This is a genomic window from Acinetobacter sp. YH12138 (assembly GCF_015218525.1).
Lineage (GTDB): Bacteria > Pseudomonadota > Gammaproteobacteria > Pseudomonadales > Moraxellaceae > Acinetobacter > Acinetobacter amyesii.
Genome location: NZ_CP048670.1, coordinates 469,280 through 494,712, shown reverse-complemented (window position 1 = coordinate 494,712; position 25,433 = coordinate 469,280). Strand labels below are relative to the sequence as shown.

The following is a 25,433-nucleotide window of genomic DNA, read 5'->3' as shown; positions in this document are numbered from 1 at the left end:
ACTTAATATGTTTATGTCGTGTAGTTTTATCATATTCTCTGCTGACAAAGTGTAGCAAATCATTGCAGAATTCAGGTATTGTTTTTCCTTAAAAATTCCAACACGGACACCGAATATGATTGGCGCATTAATGCTCGACATTGCTGGCACAGAACTTACCCAAGAAGATATTGAACTATTACAGGCACCACAAGTTGGCGGCATGATTTTATTTGGTCGCAACATTGAATCTCCTGAACAAGTTCGTGCCCTGACCGACCATATGCGTCAAATCCGTCCTGATATTTTAATTGCCGTCGATCAGGAAGGTGGTCGTGTACAACGCTTAAAGCAAGGCTTCACACTCCTACCAGCTATGGGTAAGTTTGGAGAAATTTACTTAACTGAACCTGAAAAAGCTGTTGAACTGGCTGAACAATGTGGCTGGTTGATGGCAGCCGAAGTCCTTGCGGTCGGCATCGATTTCAGTTTTGCACCGGTGCTGGATTTAAATGATGTCAGTGATGTGATTGGTGACCGTGGTTTTGCCAAAAATATGCAAGACATTATTCCATTGGCAAGTGCTTTCTTAAAAGGTATGAAACGTGCGGGGATGGCATCTACAGGTAAGCATTTCCCAGGCCATGGATCGGTGAAAGCAGACTCACATGTTGCTGCTGCCATTGACCATCGTAGTTATGAAGAAATCTATCAAAAAGACATGCAAAGCTTTATTCAACTGCAACCACAGCTTGATGCCTTAATGCCTGCGCATGTGATTTATGAAAATATTGATCCTAATCCTGCTGGATTTTCACCGTATTGGATACAGAAAGTCTTACGTCAAGAGCTCCAATTTGATGGCGTTTTATTCTCCGATGATTTAAGCATGCAAGCCGCTTGTGTCGCTGGCGGCGCAGATGCTCGTATCCAAGCAGCATTAAATGCAGGTTGTGATATGGGCCTTGTATGTAATAACCGTGAATCTGCATGCATTGCGCTGGATGGCATTCAAAACTTGGCTCTCCCAAATCAAGAACGCCTAGAACGTATGCGCGGTAAAATCCCACAAATTGAGATTGGACAAAGCATTGAACTCGGGGCGGACTGGCAAAACGTGCGTAACCGTATTGTGGATTTTAAAAATCAATATTGCTAATCCAAGACTTTCAAAATTCTAGAAAATGGAGCACGACAAGGTGCTCCTTTTTGATTTATGATGAAGACAAGATAAGTGCTTCGGCGCTATACAAAAATTGCCAATAAAAACAACATTAGGTCAGGACGACATGACACAAAGTTTATCGGAACATCGACACATTTCCTTTACTGCACATTACACCGGCTATATTTGGTACAGCATGGGGATTTCGCATCCCGTTTTTGCCACACGTAAAGGCAAATTTTTAGCACGTTTAGTCCATCCTTTAGAAAGCTGGGCAGAAAAGAATGTGGGCGGTAGCATGCGTTCGACGCTTAAACAGCGCCATGCCATGATCGATCAATATTTAGATCAACTCATTGCCCAACACCCTCAGCTACAAGTCCTTGAAATTGCCTGTGGCCTCTCCCCGCGCGGTTGGAATTTTCGCACCAAGCATCCTGAAATTGACTATCGTGAACTCGACTTGCCGGATATGGCAAAAATCAAAACACAAGCACTCAAACAAATTGACCCGCATGCCCCTGAGGTCTTAACTGGTGACATTTTCACTCAAGATTTTGAACGTATTTTTCAGAGTTTTGACCCTGAACGTCCTTTGGTGGTGATTAGCGAAGGTCTGATTAATTATTTTGATCAAACCCTACTGAATAAGTTATTGCAAGGGATCACCGAATATGGCGCCTCGTTTCAGGAATTACATTATCTGACCGACATCTATCCAGAACCCGTCAAGAACCGTTTAGCACGCTTTATTTGGGCCAGTAGTAAATTACTCAAAGTTATGTCACGCAGCGCTTTTACTTTTCATTTTCAATCCCCTGCTGAATTACAGCAGTTTTTCAGTCATACAGGATTTGAAGAAGTAAAAGTCGTTCAGCCGGCCTTATACTTTCCACAACAGCAGCAAGAACAAGTGATTCCTTTTCACGATGCAGAGCAGCACTGTGGAGATTTGGTTTGGATGGTCCATGCTAAAACAAAAAAACAGCGCTAAAGCGCTGTTTTTTTTATATGTTCATGTTTTAACTTACAGCTTCTAATATCAACACATCTTCTTTTTGGCGTTGTACAAAGCGCAATAAACGCTCCGCCAACTCAAAACTACCATGCTTAAACAAAGCACGAACCTGCGTATCTACAACGTCAAAGATGAGACATTCAATTTTAAACTCACCTTCTTCATCTTCTAGATGTAATGCCAAATCCCGAGGATATGCGTGCATGGAGTCCAACATTTCAGCCTGTACATTCAGCAACACGCCGAAATAATTTAAATCTATAATTTGAGTGTCAACCACGAGGTCTGAATAGCGATGAGATAAATGCGTGAATGGCTGTTGTACACTTACACGCGCTTCGCCACGGCGTTCAATATTTTGCATTTGCTCTCGGCTCATTGGAATGATCCCATCCAACTGCTGAATAGACTCACCGCGTAGATAAGTTGCAAACAAATTCATGGTTTCCTTACGGCGTTGCAACTGCGGTAAATGATCCGCATTGGCAATCATGGCAAATTGCATATTCGGACATTGCAAGGCAAAACCTGCATTTTCATGTGGCAAAGTAAAACTGTCGTACTGCCCGCATGACACCAATACATCACACTGTGGAATCGGCACGTCCTGCAAACGCAGCAAACGATTACAGTTAATGTCATAACGCTCTTGTTCAGTATTGGTGAATTCAGCCATTTGTCTAAAGAACAAACGCTTTGCTGTCGGTGACATCCGCGTCACATCCAGTTTGGCATGATTGACTAAATACAAAATCACCGCTTGACCAAATTCATCCATGCGTTGTTCTTTCATCAAATGCAAGGATTCTTCAAGCAACATGCGCCAACTCTTGCGCGTTTTTTGCATCACGCCCATTAAAATCATGCGATCAATCAATTCAGGACGTTGATCTGCCAGACCTGCTGCCACCACTGAACCTAGTGACATCCCCATCACGGATACTTTTTCTAGCCCAACGATATCCAACCAAACGCCCAACATCTGCGCCAGATCACCCAACTCTAAAGTCCCTGCTGACACCGCAGTATCGACATTGGTAATTTGCTGGTTTGAGCCCATGGATGGTAAATCAATTAAAATAATAGGGCCTGCCGCAAATAATTGTTCGACACAATATTTGTAGGAATTAAAGTTTTGAAATGCCCCACCAATAATAACAATCGGGGTGCGATGAATGGTTTCAGGTTGTGCAATGGCCATATATTCGACCTTCCAGCCATCAATCCATGTCGTTCTGGCAGGCTGTTTAAAGCTTTGCTTGTCATACAGATCGAAAAAACTGTAATGCGTACTTTCCTGTACGGTGGGATCCATTTGGATAATGGAATTCATATTCCTTTCCTCCATTCCTGCCTTATTTTTATTGTCAGGAATTCATTTAGAGACTCTGCTCGACTTAGCGTCCTGCTCTTTAATCGTTATTTGTACGACTTCAATGTCGCTATTGTTTCATTCTATACAGAGGTTCATTTTACAAGCAACTGATATCCCCGCCGCTTATCTACTTTTGCTCTAAAAACAATTTCAAAATGTTAATTCTGGTCAGCAAGTACAGTCGAATATGCACTTAAGTGCTTCATTGTTCAGTCACAGGCTGTTAATATCGAGTTGAAATTTCTAAGTGATCAAACCGCTATGCAAGAGTCTATTGAACAATACATGCAAACGGTAGGACAGCAAGCACGCACAGCATCACGTGTGCTCGCAGGGGCTTCTACCCAGACTAAAAATAATGCCTTATCAGCAATTTATACTGCTTTACAAAACAGTGAAACTGCAATTTTGGCAGCTAACCAAGTGGATATGACCAAAGCGCATAACAACAACTTGGATAGTGCTCTACTTGATCGCTTAGAACTTACCCCCACACGCTTTAAAGGCATGCTTCAAGGTCTAAAAGATGTAATCGCACTGACTGACCCGATTGGTGAAATCACCGATATGGCCTTTCGTCCGACAGGTATTCAGCTGGGCAAAATGCGCGTGCCGCTAGGTGTTGTCGGCATGATTTACGAATCTCGCCCAAATGTAACCCTTGAAGCCGCATCTTTAGCGCTTAAATCAGGTAACGCGATTATTTTACGTGGTGGTTCTGAAGCTTTGGAATCTAACCAAGCAATTGCGGCAGCGATTCAACATGGCTTAACTGCCGCAGGTGTACCTGAGCATGCCGTTCAAGTGATAAATACCCCAGACCGTGCTGCGGTTGGCCAATTAATTACTATGCCTGAATATGTCGATGTGATCGTACCTCGTGGTGGCAAAAGCTTAATTGAACGTATTACCAATGAAGCACGTGTGCCTGTTATCAAACATCTTGATGGTAACTGCCATGTTTTTGTGGAAGCTCAGGCTGATTTGCAAAAAGCATTACCTATTGCGCTTAATGCCAAAACACACCGTTATGGCGTATGTAATGCCATGGAAACCTTACTTGTCGATGAAAATGTCGCTGAAGAGTTTTTACCACGCATTGCTGAACTTTATGCTGAGAAAAAAGTTGAACTGCGTGGCTGTGCTGAAACGCAGCGCATTTTGGGTGAGTTGATTGTTCCTGCAACTGAGGAAGATTGGTACACCGAATATTTAGGCCCGATTTTGGCAGTGAAAGTTGTTACAGGCTTAGACGAAGCAATTGAGCACATCAACAAATATGGCTCTCACCATACAGACTCAATCATTACCGAAAACTTTAGTCTGGCTCGTCAGTTCTTAGCGCGTGTAGATTCGAGTTCAGTGATGATCAATGCCTCAACTCGTTTTGCGGATGGGTTTGAATATGGTCTTGGTGCTGAGATTGGTATTTCAACCGATAAAATCCATGCACGCGGACCAGTCGGTCTAGAAGGTCTGACTTCTCAAAAATGGATTGTATTTGGTGATGGTCAAATTCGCCAATAACACCCAATAAGACAATGAAAGCTGTGCTTTTCTGATTAAAGGCACAGCTTTTTTATGGCGATTTAAAAAACTAGACCCAGGGTTCACATATTGAAATATAAGCCTGCAAACACACAGGATATAGAATCGAAAACAGATTTTTTGACAATTAAATACTTAAGAAGAATGAGAAAAGTTAAATTTACCTGCTTTTTTGCAACAATTTGAGGATTACAGCGCAGCGAACGCATGTTATGTTCTATGTATATCCCTTAAATCGTATAAATTTTGAGGACTATTTTATTAATAAATGAAAACTATGAACTGATAAATTTTAATTATTATTGTGTTCAGGGTCGATAGTGCTTAAGTCTAATCTCCTAAAGTCTATCTAGGACGATAAAAAAACCCATGATAAAACATCATCACAGATCTAAATTGTATCAATCAATACAACTGCAATCAGATCAATATTATGGATAAGTATTTCAATTAGAATTCGGGTATTTAAACGTGTCTACATCAGTATTAGTAATTAACTGCGGATCTTCTTCTATCAAATATGCGTTAGTTTCTGAGCGCCGTGAAGATCGTATTTTTGGTCTAGCCGAGAACCTAGGTTCTGCTGATGCACGTATTAAAGGGGTCACTACAGGTGGTGATGCGCTTGAGCTGTCTATTCCACATGCTGACCATGAAAAAGCCCTTGAAACTATTTTAGAGCGTTTGGCTCACCATAATCCTCAAGCGATTGGTCACCGCGTTGTTCACGGCGGTACATTAACCAAAGCTGAGCTCTTAACACCAGAAATTATTGAACGTATTCGTGAAGCAACTCCACTTGCTCCATTGCATAACCCGGCTCACTTGGTGGGTATCGAAGCAACGATGCGTTTGTTCCCTGAACTTCCGCAAGTAGCCGTATTTGATACAGCATTCCACCAAACAATGCCGTCTCATGCATACCGTTATGCATTACCAAAATTCTTGTACACACAGCATAACGTGCGTCGTTATGGCTTCCATGGTACTAGCCATGCCTACGTATCTGAGCGTGGCTCAATGTTGGCAGGTAGCTTTAAACAAGGTGGCTGGTTAACTGCTCACTTGGGCAATGGTAGCTCGACTTGTGCGATTTGGAATGGTCAATCTGTAGATACGTCAATGGGACTAACACCTCTTGAAGGTGTGGTGATGGGCACACGTAGTGGTGATGTCGACCCAAGTATTCACAGCTTCCTTGCAAGCAACTTAGGTTGGGATATCTACAAAATCGACAAGATGCTGAACAGCCAATCAGGCCTACTCGGTTTGTCTGATCTTTCAAATGACATGCGTACGTTGATCGAAGCATCGGAACAAGGCAACGAAGATGCCGCACTTGCCATTGAAGTTTTCTGCTACCGTTTAGCTAAATCTTTAGCAGGTTTAAGCTGTGGTCTACCACGTATTGACGGTTTATTCTTTACCGGTGGTATTGGTGAAAACTCTGCCTACATTCGTGAAAAAACGGTTTCATACTTACCACACTTTGGTTTCAACCTGAGTAAAGAATTAAATGACAACTTAAAACGCGGTACTGAAGGTCGTATTGACCACGGTACTGGCCCACAAATTTGGGTTGTTCCAACCGATGAAGAAGGCCGTATTGCCAAAGAAACTGAGCATGTTGTAGACGAGGTGACAGCGTCTGCTACAAAAAAGTCTGATGCTGAAGCTGCGATTGCATAAGCAATCGCATCAGCCCCTTCGCCTTCAATATTAATTTTTAGCTTTAATTTAGACACCGTATGAAAACAATTTTACTCGTGCCAACTGGGGAAGGTGTAGGTTTAACATCTGCATGCTTAGGTTTAATTTATGCTTTGGAATGCCAAGGGGTCAAAGCAGGTTTTCTGAAACCATTTTCACAGGAAAATGTCGCAGATACTGTAGACCGTACAACGGCTCTTTATCGTCATTTATTTAATAATGAAACGGTAGAACCCATTCATCATGCCACCATCGTGAAACAACTGAGTCATGATGAAAGTGATGAATTGCTCGAAGAAGCAGTTCGTTTGCACCGTGAAATTGCAAAAAAGCATGATCTGATTATTGTTGAAGGCTTGGTTCCAAACAGCCGAGATAACTTTGCCTCAGAACTGAACGCGACATTAGCAAAAGCTCTTGATGCTAAAGTAATTATTGTCAGCACAGCAGATATTCAAAATGCCACGAAAACTGCTGAGAAAATTGACAGTTCTCTACGCCATTTCGGTGGTGCAGCATCTGAACGTACTGCGGGCCTGTTGTTTATGCGCACACGTGGTTTGCCAGAAGAATCTGCGCAAATTCCTGTCACGCTTGATCCAAATCTGCGTTTAATCAGTGATACCAATAAATTTGTACTCGAATTACAACAAAGTAATCCGCAAATTGGTTCTACACAGCTACCTGTCATTGGCCTCGTTCCATTTAGTAATACGCTCAGCGTACCGCGCATGTCTGACTTGGCGACGCATATTCAATCAGAATGGATCAACCAAGGCGATGCTGCTCATCGCCGCGTACTGCATAGCAGCTTAGTTGCCTCTAATATTGAACATGAACTTCACAAATTTGTGGCAGGCGAACTGATTATCAGCGCCTCTGACCGTATTGATGTGTTGTTGGCTTCTAGCCTTGCAAGTAGCAATGGTATTCCACTTGCCGGTTTGGTTTTGACTGAACACCATCAACCGAACCCACAAGTTTTGGATTTCTGCCAAACTGCGATTAAGCAAGGCTTACCGATTTTACATACGCCTTTAAGCACTTTTGAAACGGCACAACAACTTTCAAATTTAGGCAATGAAATTCCTGTCGATGACGTCGAACGTGCAGAGCAAGTGACTCGCTTTGTTTCAAGCCACATCAATGCTGAGTGGATTACTGAAGTATTAAATGGTTCATATCAACCACGCTTGTCCCCTTCTGCATTCCGTCATGAATTGGTACAAAAATCGATTGCTGCGAAAAAACGAATTGTTCTACCTGAAGGCGATGAACCACGCACCATTCAGGCGGCTGTCATTTGTCAATCACGTGGCATTGCACACTGTATTTTATTGGCAAAACCTGAAGCCGTGATTGAAGTTGCAAAAGCACGTAATATCGAACTTCCACATGATTTGGAAATTATTGATCCAGATCTGATTCGTGAAAACTATGTGCCTAAAATGGTTGAGCTGCGTAAAGGTAAACTCAATGATCTACAAGCACGTGAACAGCTACAAGACACTGTGGTTTTAGGTACCATGATGCTTGCACTCGATCAGGTGGATGGCTTAGTCTCAGGCGCAGTACATACTACGGCGAATACCGTACGTCCTGCATTCCAATTGATTAAGACTGCACCTGATTATTCACTGGTTTCTTCTGTGTTCTTTATGCTGTTACCAGATGAAGTCTATGTATATGGTGATTGTGCAATTAATCCAGATCCAAATGCAGAACAGCTTGCAGAGATTGCGATTCAATCTGCAGATTCAGCGAAAGCTTTTGGTATTGACCCACGTATCGCAATGATTTCGTATTCAACAGGTACTTCTGGTACAGGTGCAGATGTCGAAAAAGTGGCTGAAGCAACACGTATTGCCAAAGAACGCCGCCCAGACTTACTTATTGATGGCCCGCTTCAATACGATGCTGCATCGGTGGAAAGTGTGGGACGCTCTAAAGCACCTGACTCGAAAGTGGCTGGTCGTGCCAATGTATTTATTTTCCCAGACTTAAATACAGGTAATACAACCTATAAAGCAGTTCAACGTTCTGCAAATGTAGTCAGTGTTGGCCCAATGCTGCAAGGTTTAAACAAGCCTGTAAATGACTTGTCTCGTGGCGCATTGGTCGATGACATCGTGTTTACCATTGCATTAACGGCAATTCAATCTGAACAGCAAAAAGCTTAATTTTAGTTTCGAGTTCTAAACCACCCTTTCGAAAGATTGGGTGGTTTTTTATTCATTCCGATTTTCCCGCATTTCAATCTTATTTATATTGCGATAATTTTCATCTTATTAATTCTTGTCATCTTAGAGTCAATATTATTGCTTATGGTATGAGCGCTTTTTTAATTATTCAAAACTTAGCTATATCATGACAAACTTAAAATTTTATACTCCATGTGCCATCTCTACATTAATATGGGTTTGCTTAAGCGCACACTCCATGGCCGCAGATTCATATCTAACACCTGACTCAGCTCCAAATAGTCTTGAAATATTATCTACTCCTCCACAAGCCTATAGTGGAGATTTTATTCGTGATCAAAGTATTTTTAAACAATCTCAATATTTGAAAAATACGGCTCGCTGGCAGCAAGCACAAATTGATGCTGATGTTTCAAATGCACACTTAGGGCGACCTTTTTCATCTGCATTTGGCGTAGAAATTAATGAGAAAAATACACCTACTTTATTTGAAATTTTAAGAAAGATTAAACTTGATAGTAGATACTCTACTCAAACTGCAAAAAAGAAATATAGCCGTGAACGTCCATATGGCTATTTTAATGTCAGCACTTGTACCCCTGAAGAAGAAAATGAAAAAAATCAATATGTTTCCTATCCTTCTGGACATACAACTATCGGTTGGACATATGCATTAGTCTTAGCAGAGTTACGTCCTGAGCGTCAAAGTCAAATTCTTAAACGTGGTATTGAATTTGGTCAAAGCCGAGTCGTGTGCAATATGCATTGGCAAAGTGATGTCGATGCTGGCCGTATTATGGGTGCAGCACAATTTTCACGCTTGCAGGCAGATCCACAGTTCCAAGCCGATATGATTAAAGCCAAAACTGAAATTAACCACCTTATCTCTGCCACACATACAAAATCTGATTAAAAAAATCAGCATCTTGTCTCATTGCATAGATAGTAGATCACATGCATGGGCAGTGGTTTTTAATAGATGTGCATATCCAATATAAAAATAAAGCGCTTAGAACCATCTAAGCGCTTTATTTAATTTAGCAGAAGTATTTTGATACCGTTTTATTAAGATTCAATCTGCTTCAGTTCTGGCTTGCCGTAAGCCACTTCAAAACTTGCTACGGTCGTCATTTTTCCACCTGGTTTTTCAACAAAGTCTAGAACCTTTAAGTCTGTACGCATATAGTCTTTAAAAAAGTCTAAAGTCTGATAACCGCGTTGATCATTGATAAATTTGATGTGTGGATTTAACTTCAGCACATCTTCCTGCCCTGGACGAATTGGTTGACCATTGCCGGTAGAGGTTATTGATGTAGTTAAAAATTCAGTTGCAATCGATGGGCTCTTAAAATCATTCAAATCACTTGGAATATTCGCTGCAAAATATTGATGCAAATCTCCTGATAAAATTACTGTATTACCATGAGGTGCATTTTTTTTGATAGATTCAATCAAGCGCTCGCGTGCGTATGGATAGCCATTCCACGTATCTTTCCCAAAATAAGCTTTGCCTGATTTGTTATAACGTACCCAAGGCATAACCTGAATTTGCTGTGCCAAGACATTCCAACGCTTATCATGGCGCATTTGCTTCGCCAACCATTGCTCTTGTGCTTTACCAAGAACCTGCTCATTTCGGCTATTTTCCGTACGGCAGTAATCTACTTTATCAAACCCATCTTCTAACTGAGCTTTGGTGCATAAAATTGGAGAACGGTATTGGCGTGTATCTAAAATATTCATCCGTAGCATTTTGCCATAATCTAAAGTACGGTAAGCAAGGATATCTGGACCATTCGGCTTCTGTTTTAAGCGTACAGGCATATATTCGTACCACGCTTGAAACGCTGCTGCGCGGCGCAGTAAAAATATGTCTTTCTTCTCGCCTTTTTCTTCAATATTTGCAGCCCAGTTGTTATCCACTTCATGATCATCAAAGGTCATTGCAAAAGGTGCAGAGGCATGTGCAGCTTGTAAATCAGGATCCGCACGGTACTGCGCATAACGAATACGATATTGCAGTAAAGTTTGAATTTCAGGACCAATATGTTGACGTGCAGGAATTGAAACTCTTAGATCTCCAATTGCACGTCCCCCGCCTTTACCCTCTGGTCCTTCATAAATATAGTCACCATAGTGGAAAACTAAATCTATCTCTTTCTCTTTGCTCAAGTAATCATAAGCCGTGTAATAGCCTGTTTCATAATGCTGACAACCTACTACAGCAACACGAACTCGTTCTGGCATTTGATGTGCTGCTGGCGCCGATTTTGCTGTACCTACAGAACTTTCATAACCAGCCAATCTAAATCGATAATAATAGCGTGTCATCGGTGCTAAACCACTTATCTCTACATGTACTGTGTGATGTAAGTCAGGATGTGCCTGCGCCTTCCCAGTTTGCACAATTTTCTTAAATTCAATATCTGTAGCAATGTCCCAATCCACTTCAACAGCTTCCTTCGGCATCCCACCATCTACAGAAAGTGGATATGGTGCAACACGCGTCCAAATCACAAAGCCATCTGGCCAAGGTTCACCTGAGGCAACACCTAATTGAAATGGGCTAATCGGAAATTTGGCATTTGCCCACGTGCTTACTGGACTCAGTCCAGAAAATAACGCTAAAGACCCGAATCCCATCAAACCCTTTAAGAATTGACGACGATTCGAATTAATATGATTCATTTTTATTTCTCTATAAACTTATTAATAAATTAATCTGATCAGTTTTGGATTAGAAAATTGGCATGGTATAGGTCAAGTAGATACGGCTTTGTTCCTGCTTTGTTCCTGTACTTTTTTTGAATTTTCCGTATTGAGCGGTAAAACCTAAATTTTTGAATTTGCCTTCCGGCACTTTATAACGCAAGGTATAGTCAATTTCGGACTCAGTTGCACAACCACATTTACCAAAGTCACGTCCTTGTACTTTCAGGAACGATACATTTAAGCCTTTTAAGTATTGATTATTGAAGTCATATCGATAGCCATACCATGTGGACTTTTCGCCTGCATTAGTAAAGTTCTGCAACAGACGATTTGTTGGCAAATAAATGAACGTACCATCCGCACCATTATCTAAACTGCCCTGATTCATATGCAGAAAATCGCCATCATCACCAATTTTTTGCGCGCCAAATTGCAGCTGATGATTTTTAAATTTGTATTTGAAGTCTACACTGGCTGTCTGATTATCTACTTTGGCACCATAGCCTTTTTCACCACGCTCATTAGCTCCAGTCGCTTGAGTATCAAATAAACGTAAGTCCGTATTAAAACTCTGGTTTTCACTGAATGGAAATTTGTGTTTCACGCCGATAAATTGCTGTACATAAAAATCATCTAGCTCACCTGCATAGTACTGTAGCGTTAAATTTTTATTGGGCTTCCAGTCCGCACCGCCAAACATAAACCCATCACTGGTTTCAGTCGCGCCTTTAATAGAAAGCTTTGACGCATCTCGTGATGCACGTGGAATTGCTTTAGTGACGTAACCACCCGTTAAAGTCAATCCCTTTACATCTTTAGAAGTGACTTGACCACCTAAATAGGCAGATTCGAGCAAGCGAGCAAAGCTTCGACTTAAAATGGGCAAATTAGGGCGTAACTCTCCGACTTTTACATCAGTTTTCTGATAGCGCGCTTTTAAAGTGGGATATGCACGTGTCCAATAATTTGTTGGACTACCATCACCCTCTAAAGGAAACATCAACGAATTTTTGGCTTTATCTTTACTGCCGTCTAAACGTATACCTGCTGCCGCAGTAGCATCTAAACCAAAACCGACTTGACCTTCGGTAAAGCCAGATTGATAACTCAATTCAATACCTTGTCCCCAAACTGTCGAATCTTTATCGTTAGGCTCTTGATCTTGATCAAAATAATAATTTTTAAAATCTATTTCTGCTTTACTATCTTCAATAAATTCTGCTTGTGCTGCCTGCATTGTCAGCATGGGGGTGAAAACCATACAGCAGATGAGTGCTTTGTAATTCAACGTCTAACCTCTTTGGTCCTTGAGAAATACTGCAATAACCTAAAGACTCTGTATGACAATACACTTGCAATCCCATGACAATTACATGAAAAATAAAACAAAAGTTAAATATAAATATTTGATAATATAAAAATTAGAGTTATTTTTTTTAAGCACTTATATACGAAAAAAAGTTGACCATAAAAAGGACTACAAGCACTCCATTTTTTGACTGCTTAGCTCTAAGCCTGATTTTAAAGAAGATTGCTCAAGAACTTTTATAAAACCTTATTTAGAATAAAATTGAGTAGCTCGTAAATTAGTTAATTCAACACGAAGTACAATTTTTGTATAACCTTGGTTTGCTGCATATTTTGTAGACTAGATATTAAAAGATCAGCAACACTGTTTCCCCGATAATTCTCATACAACCACATTGCAACTACAGTAAATTCATGCTGTTTATCAATAGTACCTCCAACCATGCCTACAGCTCTCATTCCGTCAAATGCCAATAGAAACTGGCATGGTCTTTTTTGCGCAGTTTTATCACGCCATTCAGAGTCACTATGAGTTTTAGTTTTCTCATATGTTGCTATAAATACATCAGGACTGTCATGTAATGCCTTGAGCTGTAAATTTTTCAGTATATCCCAATCTGATTCAACAGTTTAACGTACAGTAACAGAGCTCATTTTTATTTTATTTCTCAATTAATTACTTCAAAACTTAGTGTTTATAATTAAAGTTTTGTAAAAAATTTGAAAGCAACAAAGATCATCGATGATTATCACACACACTGACGCAAAGACTAAAAATTAGCTATTACTCATGATTAGATTTGAAGATTTGAAGATTTGAAGATTTGAAGATTTGAAGATTTGAAGATTTGAAGATTTGAAGATTTGAAGAAGAATATTATTTTTATAAAATTTTAAGCAAAAAAAAGAAGATAAAGCTTTAGGCTTGATCTTCTTGTTGACCATAGAACCAAGTTGCTGCGATAAACAGAGAAAAACCAATAACTGACAACACTGGAGTAACCATATATTTCACACTCTAACTTTGATGACGTCATTATGTAAAAGTTTTATGACAGTTATATGACAAATATGAAATATTAAAAAATAATAAATATTATTTATTTTCAGTAATTTAACAATCAATATAAATTTTAAGCTCTAGTTTTGTGACAAATATTTCATGAAATATGACAGTTAAAACGTCATTTTCAGCCCATTTATGACAGCGAAACATGGTGCTGTTTAAGCCTATTAAACTTTCGGCCAAAGATTAAGCGAAATACCCACACAACTGTGTTTTTGTCTTATAATTTAGCCCGCTAGCTATCAGCCCGCTCAAGAGATATTTGTATGACAACTATTATCAAGCAAGATGACTTGATCACATCGGTAAAAGATGCGCTTCAGTTCATTTCTTACTATCACCCACAGGACTTCATCCAAGCGATGAGCCGTGCGTATGACCGTGAAGAAAACAAAGCCGCAAAAGACGCGATTGCACAAATTTTAATTAACTCTCGTATGTGTGCAGAAGGCCATCGTCCTATCTGTCAAGATACGGGTATTGTAAACGTATTTCTTGAAGTGGGCTTAGACGTTAAATTTGATTTAACCATGAGCCTAGACGATGCAATCAACGAAGGTGTACGTCAAGGTTATCTTGAAAACTCAAACATTCTTCGTGCATCAGTATTAGCTGATCCTGCTTTTGGTCGTAAAAATACCAAAGACAACACCCCTGCTGTAATTCACTACAAACTCGTTCCGGGTAATAAAGTTGATATTACTGTTGCTGCTAAAGGTGGTGGTTCAGAAAATAAATCTAAGCTTGCAATGCTTAACCCTTCTGACTCTATCGTGGATTGGGTACTTAAAACTGTTCCAACAATGGGTGCAGGTTGGTGTCCTCCTGGTATGCTCGGTATCGGTATTGGTGGTACTGCTGAAAAAGCCATGATGCTTGCAAAAGAAGCATTGATGGAAGAAATCAACATGGACGAACTCCTTCGTCGTGGCCCACAAAACCAAATCGAAGAACTTCGTATCGAAATCTTCGAAAAAGTAAATGCTTTAGGTATTGGTGCTCAAGGTCTTGGCGGTTTAACCACTGTTCTTGATATCAAAATCAAAGACTACCCATGTCACGCTGCGGGTAAACCAGTAGGTATGATTCCAAACTGTGCTGCAACTCGTCATGCGCATTTCCAATTAGACGGTTCTGGTGTAGCGCATATTCAAGCGCCTAGCCTTGAAGACTACCCTGCAGTGACTTGGGATTCATCAACGTCTAAACGTGTTGACTTAGACAACATTACTCAAGAAGAAATGAACTCTTGGCAACCAGGTGACACACTGCTTCTTAACGGTACAATCTATACAGGTCGTGACGCTGCGCACAAACGTATGGTTGACATGTTAAACAAAGGTGAAGAACTTCCAGTTGACCTAAAAGGTAAATTTATTTACTACGTTGGCCCTGTTGATCCAGTCGGTGACGAAGTCGTTGGTCCTGCTGGCCCAACAACTGCAACACGTATGGATAAGTTCACACGTCAAGTGCTTGAAGCAACTGGTATGTTCGGTATGATTGGTAAAGCGGATCGTGGTCCTGCTGCTGTTGAAGCAATCAAAGACAACAAAGCAACTTACCTCATGGCTGTCGGTGGTGCTGCTTACTTAGTATCGAAAGCGATTCGTGAAGCTGAAGTGGTTGCTTTCGCTGACTTAGGTATGGAAGCGATCTACAAATTTGTTGTAAAAGACATGCCAGTATCTGTAGCTGTTGACGTAAATGGTACTTCTGTACACGCGACTGCACCAAAAATCTGGCAAGCAAAAATTGGTAAAATCCCAGTAGTTGATGCTGCTGCGAACTAATTTCGCCACATTCAAGATCTAAAAAAAGCACCCTATCGGGTGCTTTTTTTAATGTCAATATTTAGGCTGTTTGCCGAATGACATTCTCTATTTAATATTTTCCTACACTAAAAAACACGAGCTAATTACATTACCAAGTTAATGGATTCCACAGTTTAAAAGGCTTGGTCAACTGCACATCTTCCGCAGGATCATAATGAGGTGCCTTCAACTTCTGAGCACTTTTCCGTACTTTTCCAGAGTTTTGATCTTCTGCCACAAAGTTAAAACTGTTGGATTTCAACTCTGTAAATGCGATTTCATTTCGACCAATTTTTTCAGGCATGAGCAGCAATGGCCCTGAAACCGTTCTTTTACTGGATAAATTCTCTTCATCATATTTAATGAAGTAAGTTTGACCTGCTTCAACATCAAAGTCTAAATATTTAGGTTTTTGAAAATGATTCACCCCCAAAGGGCGACTCGATGATAAGCGGTAATTCCCCGCCGGTAACTCCACCCAGTAATAATGATTATTCAATAAACTTGGAATACGCTCACTGTTCAGAAATAAGCTGCTGGCCACAATTTCTTGACGGTTCCATTTACTGTCTGGACGATATAAATACACAATCGCTGCTTGATCATGCTGAGCTTTCACTTCTTGAAAATGTCGGCCTTGTTTCTGATTGACCCAACCACCAATGGTAAACATACCCAATCGATATTGTTCAATATGGCCCGGTGTACTTTCAGGATCCACAGGCTTTAATGTCGAAGCCAATGACGTTTGCTCAATGGCTGATTTTCCATGACAACCCAGCAGCGCTACACTGCTTAAAAGTAGAATTGCAACTCCACGCATGATTATCCCTCACTGCGTCTTTTTTTATTTTTACACTTTTGTTTTCAGTTTTTTACATTCAGGCATCCACGCCATCCTGCTGAGATTAACATTCTGCTTTTATTTTTGGAAATAAAAAACGTGTGCAAATCTTGGATTTACACACGTTTCAGACGAATAGCGCTTAAGCAGATTTAGAGTTCACAACTTTTAAATCTGACTTCGGCGCAGCTTCTTCAGTTTTCTTTGGTTGACGTTCTGATTTAAATTCAGGTTCCGCTTCCCCATTAATCACCGCTTCATTGACGACAACCGTACCCACATCTGAACGACTTGGTAGATCATACATCGTTTCAAGCAATGAATTTTCTAAAATCGAACGTAGACCACGCGCACCCGTATTACGGTCAAGGGCTTTTTTAGCCACGGCACGTAATGCTGAGTCTTCAAATACAAGGTCAACATTTTCCATTTCAAATAAATATTGGTATTGACGTGTCAATGCATTTTTTGGTTCAGTCAGAATCTGCATCAATGCTTCTTCGTCGAGTTCTTCCAAGGTTGCAATGACTGGCAAACGACCAATAAATTCAGGAATCAGACCGAATTTAACCAAATCTGTCGCTTCAACTTGACGGAATAAGTCAGATAATTTTTTAGTTTCATCTTTCTTACGCACTTCAGCTGTAAAGCCAATACCTCCTTTTTCCTGACGCTGCTGTACGATTTTCTCCAAGCCAGAGAATGCGCCACCACAGATAAACAGGATGTTTGAAGTATCAATTTGAATAAATTCTTGCTGCGGATGCTTACGACCACCTTGAGGCGGAATTGACGCAACCGTACCTTCGATCATTTTCAATAACGCTTGCTGAACACCCTCACCCGATACATCACGAGTAATCGATGGGTTTTCAGACTTGCGGGTAATTTTGTCGATTTCATCGATATAGATAATGCCTTTTTGTGCTTTTTCTACATCGTAATCGGCTTTTTGAAGGAGTTTTTGAACAATGTTCTCAACGTCTTCACCCACATAACCGGCTTCAGTTAAAGTCGTTGCATCTGCCATCGCAAATGGCACATCTAAAAGACGCGCAAGTGTCTGAGCAAGCAGTGTTTTACCTGAACCTGTTGGTCCAACCAACATGATGTTACTTTTCGAAATCTCTACACCGTCTTCTGGTTTTTTACCACTGGTGCCAACTTTTAGGCGTTTATAATGGTTGTATACCGCAACAGAGAGGGTCTTTTTCGCAACATCTTGACCAATCACATATTGGTCAAGCGCAGCACGGATTTCATGCGGTTTTGGTAAAGGACGAGTTGCCCAGTCATTTGATTCAACTTGCTGACTGGTCTGAACTAGGTCAAGACATACGTCCACACACTCATTACAGATGTACGCGTCCTCACCTGCAATCAGTTTCCCGACTTCAGACTGCGTTTTACCGCAAAATGAACAATGCTTTTGTCCTTGAGGATGTTCGGACATATTCACTCCAATAATTAATTCTTTAAAACTTATGGGCGTTTAGATAAAACTTCGTCCACAAGACCGTATTCTTTCGCAGCTTGCGCTGTCATAAAGTTGTCACGGTCAGTATCTCGAGCAACAGTTTCGTAATCTTGACCACTATGCTCTGCCATTAAACGATTTAAACGTTCTTTGATGAATAGAATTTCACGTGCATGAATTTCAATGTCAGATGCCTGACCACGGAAACCACCGAGTGGTTGGTGAATCATGACACGGGCATTTTCAAGACAGTAACGTTTGCCTTTAGCACCGGCATTAAGCAGGAATGCACCCATCGATGCTGCTTGCCCCATGCAGTAAGTCACAACATCAGGTTTAATAAATTGCATGGTATCGTAAATCGCCATACCTGCAGTAACCGAACCGCCTGGTGAGTTGATATATAAATGAATATCTTTATCTGGGTTTTCTGCTTCTAAGAACAACATTTGGGCAACAATCAAATTTGCCATGTTGTCTTCAACTTCACCGGTTAAAAAAATCACACGTTCACGCAAAAGGCGTGAATAAATATCAAAAGAACGCTCGCCACGAGATGACTGTTCTACCACCATTGGCACTAGTGCGTTTTCAATTGTTGGAACATACATACGTTATTTATTCCTAAATTTTTCTGACTCAACCCATAATTCACAATATGAGGGATATTTGTCGAAATTGCAAAAGATTCCCAATTAAATAACAGATATTTTTTTCATAAGCATTGTGAAATCAGGACAACTTATTTGGGGGCAAATTTCGATAAAAAAAGGCGCTTAATGCGCCTTTTTTTGAAAGCTAGAAATTAGCCTTGTTGACGAGCTTGTTGCTCTTTCAATAAGTCTTCATAGCTCACAGTTGTATCAGTTACTTTAGCAGAAGCTAAGATGTGATCGACAACTTGGTCTTCTAGAATAACAGCTTCGATTTGAGCACGTTGCTGTTTATCGTTGTTGAAGTATTCAATTACTTCTTTAGGATCTTCGTAAGAAGAAGCCATGTCTTCGATGTAAGCATCAACACGTGCAGCATCAACTTCAATTTTAGCATCAGCTAATACTTTGCTGACCAATACGCCAAGTTTAACTGATTTTTCAGCTTGCTCTTTGAATAGGTCATCTGGAAGCATGCTTGAATCAAACGCTTTAGCGCCTTGAGCACCAAACTGTTGAGTGAATTGTTGGATCATTTGTTGACGTTGACGGTCAATTTCTTGAGCAACCATTGCTTCTGGAAGTTCTACTTCGTTTGCAGCTACAAGCGCATCAAAAGTTGCACCTTTCACTTGGTTACGAAGACCGTTTTTCACTTCACGTTCCATGTTTTTACGCACGTCAGCTTTCAGCTTTTCAACGCCTTCTTCTTCAGTTAGACCGAAGATTTTTAAGAATTCAGCATCAACTTCTGGAAGTTTTTGTTTTTCAACAAGCTTAACAGTGATTTTGAATTGAGCAGCTTTACCAGCAAGGTTTTCAGCTTGGTAGTCTTCAGGGAAAGTTACATCGATAACTTTCTCTTCGCCTTTCTTCATACCAACGATGCCGTCTTCGAAGCCAGGGATCATACGACCAGAACCAAGAACGAGTTTAAAGTCTTCAGCAGCGCCGCCTTCAAACTTCTCGCCATCAACAGTACCTTCAAAGTCGAACGTTACTTGCATGTCTTTTTTAGCCATGCCTTTAGTTTCAACCCATGAAGCGCGTTGTTTTTGAAGATTTTCAATCATCTTCTCAACGTCTTTGTCGTCAACTGAAGTTGTTTTACGTTCAACTTCTAGACCTTCGAACTTAACTTCAACTTCTGGATAAACTTCTACAGTTGCTTCATAAACTAAAGCATCATCTTTCATTTCAGTTTTTTCAATGTTTGGCATACCAACAGCATTGATTTTTTCTTGTTGGATCGCTTCGAATACTGTGTCACGAATGATGTCGTTTACAACTTCTTGATAGATACCAGCACCGTATTCACGACGAACAACGTTTACAGGTACTTTACCTGGACGGAAGCCGTTGATCTTCACAGTTTTGGCAGTGCGTTTCAAGCGAGCTTCAAACTGCTCGTTAATACGGCTCGTCGGTACAGATACATTTAAACGACGGGCAACGCCCGAAACCGCTTCAGAAGTTACTTGCATGGCTTCCTCGATAATTTGTTAGTTAAAACAGTTTTAAAAAAAAGTGCCACATTATATGACAACAATTAAAGATATACAAAAATGGATTATAACACTATAAATTCAGGCATGGATGCCCTTCTTATTTTTAGAATTTTTCAGCTTTTTTAGAAGAAATATTGATTATTTTTTAATTCACTATTGAAAATGAGAAACTTTCTCACTATTATTCTTAATGATATTTTTTTTAATTTATTTTCATATATTTATCTCATCCATATTTGGAATTCTTTTATGAGTAAATTTAATCTCAACCCTCTTTCCGCTGCTTTATTTGGGGCAATTGTAACCACTGCGAGTTTCACACATGCTGAAACGGCTGAATCTCAAGCTCAACAGATGGAGACCATTGTTGTTTCTGCAGCTGGTTATGAACAAAAGATCAAGAATGCTCCTGCTTCAATCAGTGTTGTTACAAAAGCAGACATAGAAAAGAAAAATGCTTCTACTATTGCAGATTTACTAGCTGACATTCCGGGCATTGATATTCGTGACGGTATTGGTAAAACATCCGGCTTAAACGTTAAAATGCGTGGTCTAGGTAATGACTATAGTTTGGTTTTAATTGATGGACGTCGCCAAACAACATCTTCTGACGTAACTCCAAATGGTTTCGGTGAATCATCAAATGGTTACTTACCACCCCTTGCTGCAATTGAGCGTATTGAGGTCATTCGTGGTCCTATGGCTACTCGCTATGGCTCAGAGGCAATGGGTGGTGTAATCAACATTATTACTAAAAAAGTGTCTGATACATGGACTGGTAATGTTACTGTGAGTGGTAACCTCATGGAACATAATGGGGAAGCCGACTCAGCAAAAACCAGTTTTGTTTTAAATGGCCCTCTTATAAGCGAACGCTTAGGGATGCAGCTACGTGGTTCTTATTTAGACCGTCAAAAATCTGAACGTATTCCAGGTACATCTGGCCGTGACCCACGCCCAAGTGAAGCAGATAATTTTGATTTTGGTGGTAAATTATCCTTTAACTTAGATGATAAAAATAGTTTCTGGTTAGATGGCTTCCATTCAAGTCAAAACTATAAAAATGATGATAATCGACTGGGCACTCAAGACACACCGAGCCGTGCTAATGGTTATAAAGACGAACTAGAATTTAACCGTGATCAAATTTCTGCTGGACATGAGGGTAACTATGATTTTGGTAAATGGTCATCTTACGTAAGCCATACAACTACTGAAACCGTAGGCCGTACTATTCCACGAAACACATTCCCATTAAATGCATTTGCAGGTACAGATCGTACATTAGAAAACACTGACTTTGTTGCTGATACACATATCGTCATGCCTATTGCAGATCATAAAATCACAGTAGGTGCCGAATATAAAGAAGCAGAAATTGCTGACGATATTGCAGGCGTGGGTTCAAAATTCAAAAAAGACTCATTATCTTTCTACGCTGAAGATGAATGGCGCCTTTTAGATTCAGTTGCTTTAACTTTAGGTGGGCGTTATGAAGATCATTCAGGTTTTGGTGGTCACTTCAGCCCACGAGCATATTTAGTTTGGAATACTAATGAAAATCTAACACTGAAAGGTGGTGTAAGTACGGGTTACAAAGCACCTTCTGCAAAAGCATTACACAATGGCGTGATTAGTGTTAGTGGTCAAGGTGCAACTTTTGGTGTCGGCTCTCCTAATCTTAAACCTGAAGAATCCACCAACTATGAATTAGGCTTTAATTATAACAAAGGTAGCTTTGACTTAACCACAACGGCATTCTTTAATAAAATTGAAGATCTGATAACTGATGGAGCTGACCTTTGGAACTGTTACTCTGAAACAAATCCAAACCAAGCAGGTTGTGTGAGCTATGGTTCCCATATTACTCAAGATAGTTTTTCACAAAGTATTAATGCCAATGAAGCAGAAACTAAGGGCGTTGAAGTTAGCTTGAAATACAGCATTATCCCTGAATGGGATATTAAAGCTGCATATACCTATATGGAAAGTGAGATCACAAAAGGTGAAAATAAAGGCTCGTACCTAAATAACGTACCCAAAAATGCTTTTAATATGACATCTACTTGGCATATTAATCCTTCACTCGATGTTTGGTTACAGCATGAGTATAAATCTGATCGTAAACGTTATAGTACAGTCCAAACTGCTGGTGATGCTGGCATCATTTATGCTGCAACTGGCAATAAGTTGAAGGGGTATAATTTATTTAACCTCGGTACAAGTTATAGCCTTAACGACAATATTCGTATTAATGGTTCTATAAATAACTTATTAGATAAAGACTTCACAAGCAATGGAACTTATATCAATAGCCAAGGTGTAGAGACATCTTACTATGACTACATGACTATAGGTTCTTCAATGGCTGGAACTTACTTAGCTGGTCGTAACTACTGGTTATCCATTTCTTATGATTTCTAACTTTTAGTACTTATAAAAGACAAAACTAAAAAACCTGTTTCGGCAGGTTTTTTTTTGCATTAACAATTACGATTTATGCTTATTTAATTCACAATCATGTCTATATTTATAATCTCAATTAAACATAAAAAAACAATATATTTTATCAATATTTAAATAAAACATAGTCTTAATTAATACTTGTTATATCATTACATTAAATACTACTATCACAATATGATTATTTATCGTGATTTACAATTACACAAAGATGTAAGAACAAATAAGAATCATTATTATTCGCATACAAATTCACTATTCCAAATCGGGTTCGAAATGGCCTTCATTAAAACACGTAAGAAAATTGTTTCTTCAGCAATTGCTTCTTCTCTTTCTGTTATTGCCGTTAATGCAGTCGCGCAAGAGCAAGTTACTCAACTTCCAACGATTAACCAAGAAGTTGTTGCTGAAAAGGCACCAAGCTTAAAAGTTGATAAATCTGCGAATGCTAAATTTGTTGCTCCCCTTCTTGATACACCAAAATCTGTATCAGTGATTTCTAAGCAACTGATTGAAGACACGCAAGTCACAACTTTAAGTGATGCTTTACGTACAGTACCTGGTATTACCCTCGGTGCTGGTGAAGGCGGCAACCCAAATGGCGACCGTCCATTTATCCGTGGCTACAGCTCTGAAAGCTCAATGTATTTAGATGGTATTCGTAATTCAACCTCACAAAACCGTGAAATGTTTGCCATAGAACAAGTTGAAGTCACCAAAGGTTCTGCTTCTGCTATGGGTGGTGCAGGTACTGTTGGCGGTAGCATCAACATGATTTCTAAAGTGGCTAAAAAAGGTGACTTTTTAGAAGGTACTGTTGCTGGCGGTACAGATGCTTACGCACGTGTGACGCTTGATGGCAACAAAGATTTTGGTAATGGGATTGCTGCACGTGTTGCCGTTATGGGACACATGAATGAGAAAGCAGGTCAAGCTGACGGTGCTGAATACAAACGTGCAGGTATTGCCCCTAGTATTACTTTTGGCTTAGACACCCCTACTCGTGCAACTTTAAGTTATTACTATTTAAAATCGGATGACACTCCAGATTCAGGTGTTCCATATTGGGATGCTGGTTTAAGTAAACCACAGGGTAAACCTGCGGAAGTAAAACAAGGCGTTTATTATGGTTGGAAAGATCGTGACTTCCAAAAACAAGAAAACCAAGCAGGAACAATCAAGTTAGAACATGATTTAACTGACAACTTAACCCTCACAAACACTGCAATGTACAGCAAATCTAAAAATGATTATGTTTGGACAAACCCTGATGACTCTAAAGGCAATGTAGCCAATGGCAAAGTATGGCATCGTCAAAACTCTGCCATCACAGATAGCGATACCTTTACAAATCAATTAGCATTGACAGGTAAATTCGCTACAGATGCCATTAATCACAGTTTTAATGTCGGTGCTGAATATAGCAAGCAAGAAACTGACAAAGGTGGTTATAACATCATTAACAGTAAAGATGGCAAAGTTTCCTCAACGGGGTTTTACAGCGACTGTAAAGACCTTTCAAGCAATTGGTGTACTTCTCTAAACAATCCAACTCAAAAACCATTTTTAGACCGTTTAGAAGCCCGCCAAGACTTTGATGCCACGGTTGAAAGCACTTCTGTATATTTATTAGACAGCATTGAAATCACACCACAATGGTTACTTGATCTTGGTGTGCGTTGGGACAAGTTTGAAGCTGAACAAAACTTTCGTGCTACATCTTCAGCTGCTGCATATACAGCTAACAATGATTCAGACTTCTTTACATATCAATCAGGTATAACCTTTAAACCTGTTGAAAATGGTTCAATTTATGCAAGTTATGCTACCTCTGCCAGTCCTGTTGGCTTAAATGCTGGTTGGGGAGATAACAGCGAAACCATAAATGCTAATAACCAAATGATCGATCCTGAAGAAGCGCAAACTTACGAGTTGGGTACTAAGTGGGACTTGTTAAATGATCGTTTGAATTTAACAGCAGCGATTTTCCGTACTGAAAAACAAAATACTCGTGTACAACTTGACCCAACAACTTATGCGAATGTAGGTGAAAGTAAAGTTGATGGTGTTGAATTAGGATTAAATGGTCAAATTACCGATAAATGGGATATTTCGGCAGGTTATACTTATCTTAATAGTGAATTAACAAAAAATGGTAAATCATGCCGTGGTTCAGGTTCAACAGCAACTTGTACAGATAATGCCATTTATAATGGCAACCAAATGCCTAATGTACCTAAACAAGCAGCAACATTATGGACTACCTATAAGATATTGCCGCAATTAACTTTGGGTGGTGGTGCAGTATATTCAGACAAAGTTTATGGTGATGTTGCAAACATCAAATGGGCTCCATCTTATGTACGCTACGATGCTATGGCGCGTTATACCGTTAACAAAAATGTGGATTTACAGTTGAATGTAAATAACCTTTCTGACAAACGTTATTTCACTAAAGCCTACGCATCTCACTATGCCACTGAAGCAGAAGGTCGCAGCGCAGTTCTATCTGTTAACTTCAAATACTAAGAAAAAATAAATACCATAAGTAATTTATGGTATTGACTCAAATAGCCTCGCTTCGAGGCTATT

At 39.9% G+C, this 25,433-nt stretch carries 17 protein-coding genes; 9 read left to right on the top strand and 8 right to left on the bottom strand.

Annotated features, from left to right (window positions below):
- Positions 1 to 115: 115 nt before the first annotated feature.
- Positions 116 to 1,138 (top strand): beta-N-acetylhexosaminidase, encoded by a 1,023-nt coding sequence (gene nagZ / locus G0029_RS02345; protein WP_180088981.1) that lies wholly within the window; start codon positions 116 to 118, stop codon positions 1,136 to 1,138.
- A gap of 130 nt (positions 1,139 to 1,268) precedes the next feature.
- Positions 1,269 to 2,138: a class I SAM-dependent methyltransferase gene (locus G0029_RS02340; protein WP_180106313.1), complete on the top strand. Its 870-nt coding sequence runs from the start codon at positions 1,269 to 1,271 to the stop codon at positions 2,136 to 2,138.
- Between the two features lie 28 nt (positions 2,139 to 2,166).
- On the opposite strand, the gene G0029_RS02335 is transcribed toward G0029_RS02340, so the two are convergent.
- Entirely contained in the window at positions 2,167 to 3,495 is a 1,329-nt protein-coding gene (locus tag G0029_RS02335) for an alpha/beta fold hydrolase (protein ID WP_180106311.1), read from the bottom strand.
- Positions 3,496 to 3,798: 303 nt separating this feature from the next.
- Here G0029_RS02335 and G0029_RS02330 point away from each other — a divergent pair, with 303 nt between their 5' ends.
- The 4 genes from G0029_RS02330 (at position 3,799) to G0029_RS02315 (ending at position 9,909) form a co-directional block, all read left to right on the top strand.
- A complete protein-coding gene (locus G0029_RS02330; RefSeq protein ID WP_180106309.1) occupies positions 3,799 to 5,064 on the top strand; it encodes a glutamate-5-semialdehyde dehydrogenase in 1,266 nt (421 codons plus the stop codon).
- Between the two features lie 492 nt (positions 5,065 to 5,556).
- Positions 5,557 to 6,774 (top strand): acetate/propionate family kinase, encoded by a 1,218-nt coding sequence (locus tag G0029_RS02325; RefSeq protein ID WP_111884043.1) that lies wholly within the window; start codon positions 5,557 to 5,559, stop codon positions 6,772 to 6,774.
- A gap of 59 nt (positions 6,775 to 6,833) precedes the next feature.
- Positions 6,834 to 8,975, top strand: a complete 2,142-nt coding sequence (pta, locus tag G0029_RS02320) for a phosphate acetyltransferase (RefSeq protein WP_180106307.1) — start codon at positions 6,834 to 6,836, stop codon at positions 8,973 to 8,975.
- 259 nt (positions 8,976 to 9,234) lie between these two features.
- Positions 9,235 to 9,909 carry an acid phosphatase gene (locus G0029_RS02315; RefSeq protein WP_180106305.1) on the top strand — a complete coding sequence of 225 codons (675 nt, stop codon included), beginning with the start codon at positions 9,235 to 9,237 and terminating at the stop codon, positions 9,907 to 9,909.
- 152 nt (positions 9,910 to 10,061) lie between these two features.
- Here G0029_RS02315 and G0029_RS02310 read toward each other — a convergent pair whose 3' ends face one another.
- From G0029_RS02310 to G0029_RS18540, 3 genes are all read right to left on the bottom strand, one after another.
- The gene (locus G0029_RS02310; RefSeq protein ID WP_180106303.1) at positions 10,062 to 11,684 is read right to left on the bottom strand and encodes an alkaline phosphatase D family protein; all 1,623 of its coding nucleotides are present in this window, start codon (positions 11,682 to 11,684) and stop codon (positions 10,062 to 10,064) included.
- A gap of 49 nt (positions 11,685 to 11,733) precedes the next feature.
- Positions 11,734 to 12,954 carry an OprD family outer membrane porin gene (locus G0029_RS02305; RefSeq protein ID WP_180106301.1) on the bottom strand — a complete coding sequence of 407 codons (1,221 nt, stop codon included), beginning with the start codon at positions 12,952 to 12,954 and terminating at the stop codon, positions 11,734 to 11,736.
- A 344-nt stretch (positions 12,955 to 13,298) separates the two neighbouring features.
- A complete protein-coding gene (locus G0029_RS18540; protein WP_413782958.1) occupies positions 13,299 to 13,490 on the bottom strand; it encodes a hypothetical protein in 192 nt (63 codons plus the stop codon).
- 858 nt (positions 13,491 to 14,348) lie between these two features.
- Between G0029_RS18540 and G0029_RS02300 the strand changes: the two genes are divergently transcribed.
- A complete protein-coding gene (locus G0029_RS02300; protein WP_078189659.1) occupies positions 14,349 to 15,875 on the top strand; it encodes a fumarate hydratase in 1,527 nt (508 codons plus the stop codon).
- A 130-nt stretch (positions 15,876 to 16,005) separates the two neighbouring features.
- Here G0029_RS02300 and G0029_RS02295 read toward each other — a convergent pair whose 3' ends face one another.
- The 4 genes from G0029_RS02295 to tig all read right to left on the bottom strand — a co-directional run bounded on the left by G0029_RS02295 (position 16,006) and on the right by tig (position 20,354).
- A complete protein-coding gene (locus G0029_RS02295) occupies positions 16,006 to 16,719 on the bottom strand; it encodes a DUF2846 domain-containing protein (RefSeq protein WP_180106299.1) in 714 nt (237 codons plus the stop codon).
- A gap of 163 nt (positions 16,720 to 16,882) precedes the next feature.
- Positions 16,883 to 18,193: an ATP-dependent protease ATP-binding subunit ClpX gene (gene clpX / locus G0029_RS02290; RefSeq protein ID WP_078189661.1), complete on the bottom strand. Its 1,311-nt coding sequence runs from the start codon at positions 18,191 to 18,193 to the stop codon at positions 16,883 to 16,885.
- A gap of 29 nt (positions 18,194 to 18,222) precedes the next feature.
- On the bottom strand, positions 18,223 to 18,828 hold the full coding sequence (clpP, locus tag G0029_RS02285) for an ATP-dependent Clp endopeptidase proteolytic subunit ClpP (RefSeq protein WP_078192707.1): 606 nt from the start codon (positions 18,826 to 18,828) through the stop codon (positions 18,223 to 18,225).
- Between the two features lie 194 nt (positions 18,829 to 19,022).
- Positions 19,023 to 20,354 (bottom strand): trigger factor, encoded by a 1,332-nt coding sequence (gene tig, locus G0029_RS02280; RefSeq protein ID WP_078192708.1) that lies wholly within the window; start codon positions 20,352 to 20,354, stop codon positions 19,023 to 19,025.
- Positions 20,355 to 20,627: 273 nt separating this feature from the next.
- Here tig and G0029_RS02275 point away from each other — a divergent pair, with 273 nt between their 5' ends.
- Together G0029_RS02275 and G0029_RS02270 are read left to right on the top strand one after the other, a co-directional pair.
- Positions 20,628 to 22,802, top strand: coding sequence for a TonB-dependent receptor domain-containing protein (locus G0029_RS02275; protein WP_180106297.1), 2,175 nt, complete (start codon positions 20,628 to 20,630; stop codon positions 22,800 to 22,802).
- 315 nt (positions 22,803 to 23,117) lie between these two features.
- Positions 23,118 to 25,370 (top strand): TonB-dependent receptor, encoded by a 2,253-nt coding sequence (locus tag G0029_RS02270; protein ID WP_180106295.1) that lies wholly within the window; start codon positions 23,118 to 23,120, stop codon positions 25,368 to 25,370.
- Positions 25,371 to 25,433 lie beyond the last annotated feature (63 nt).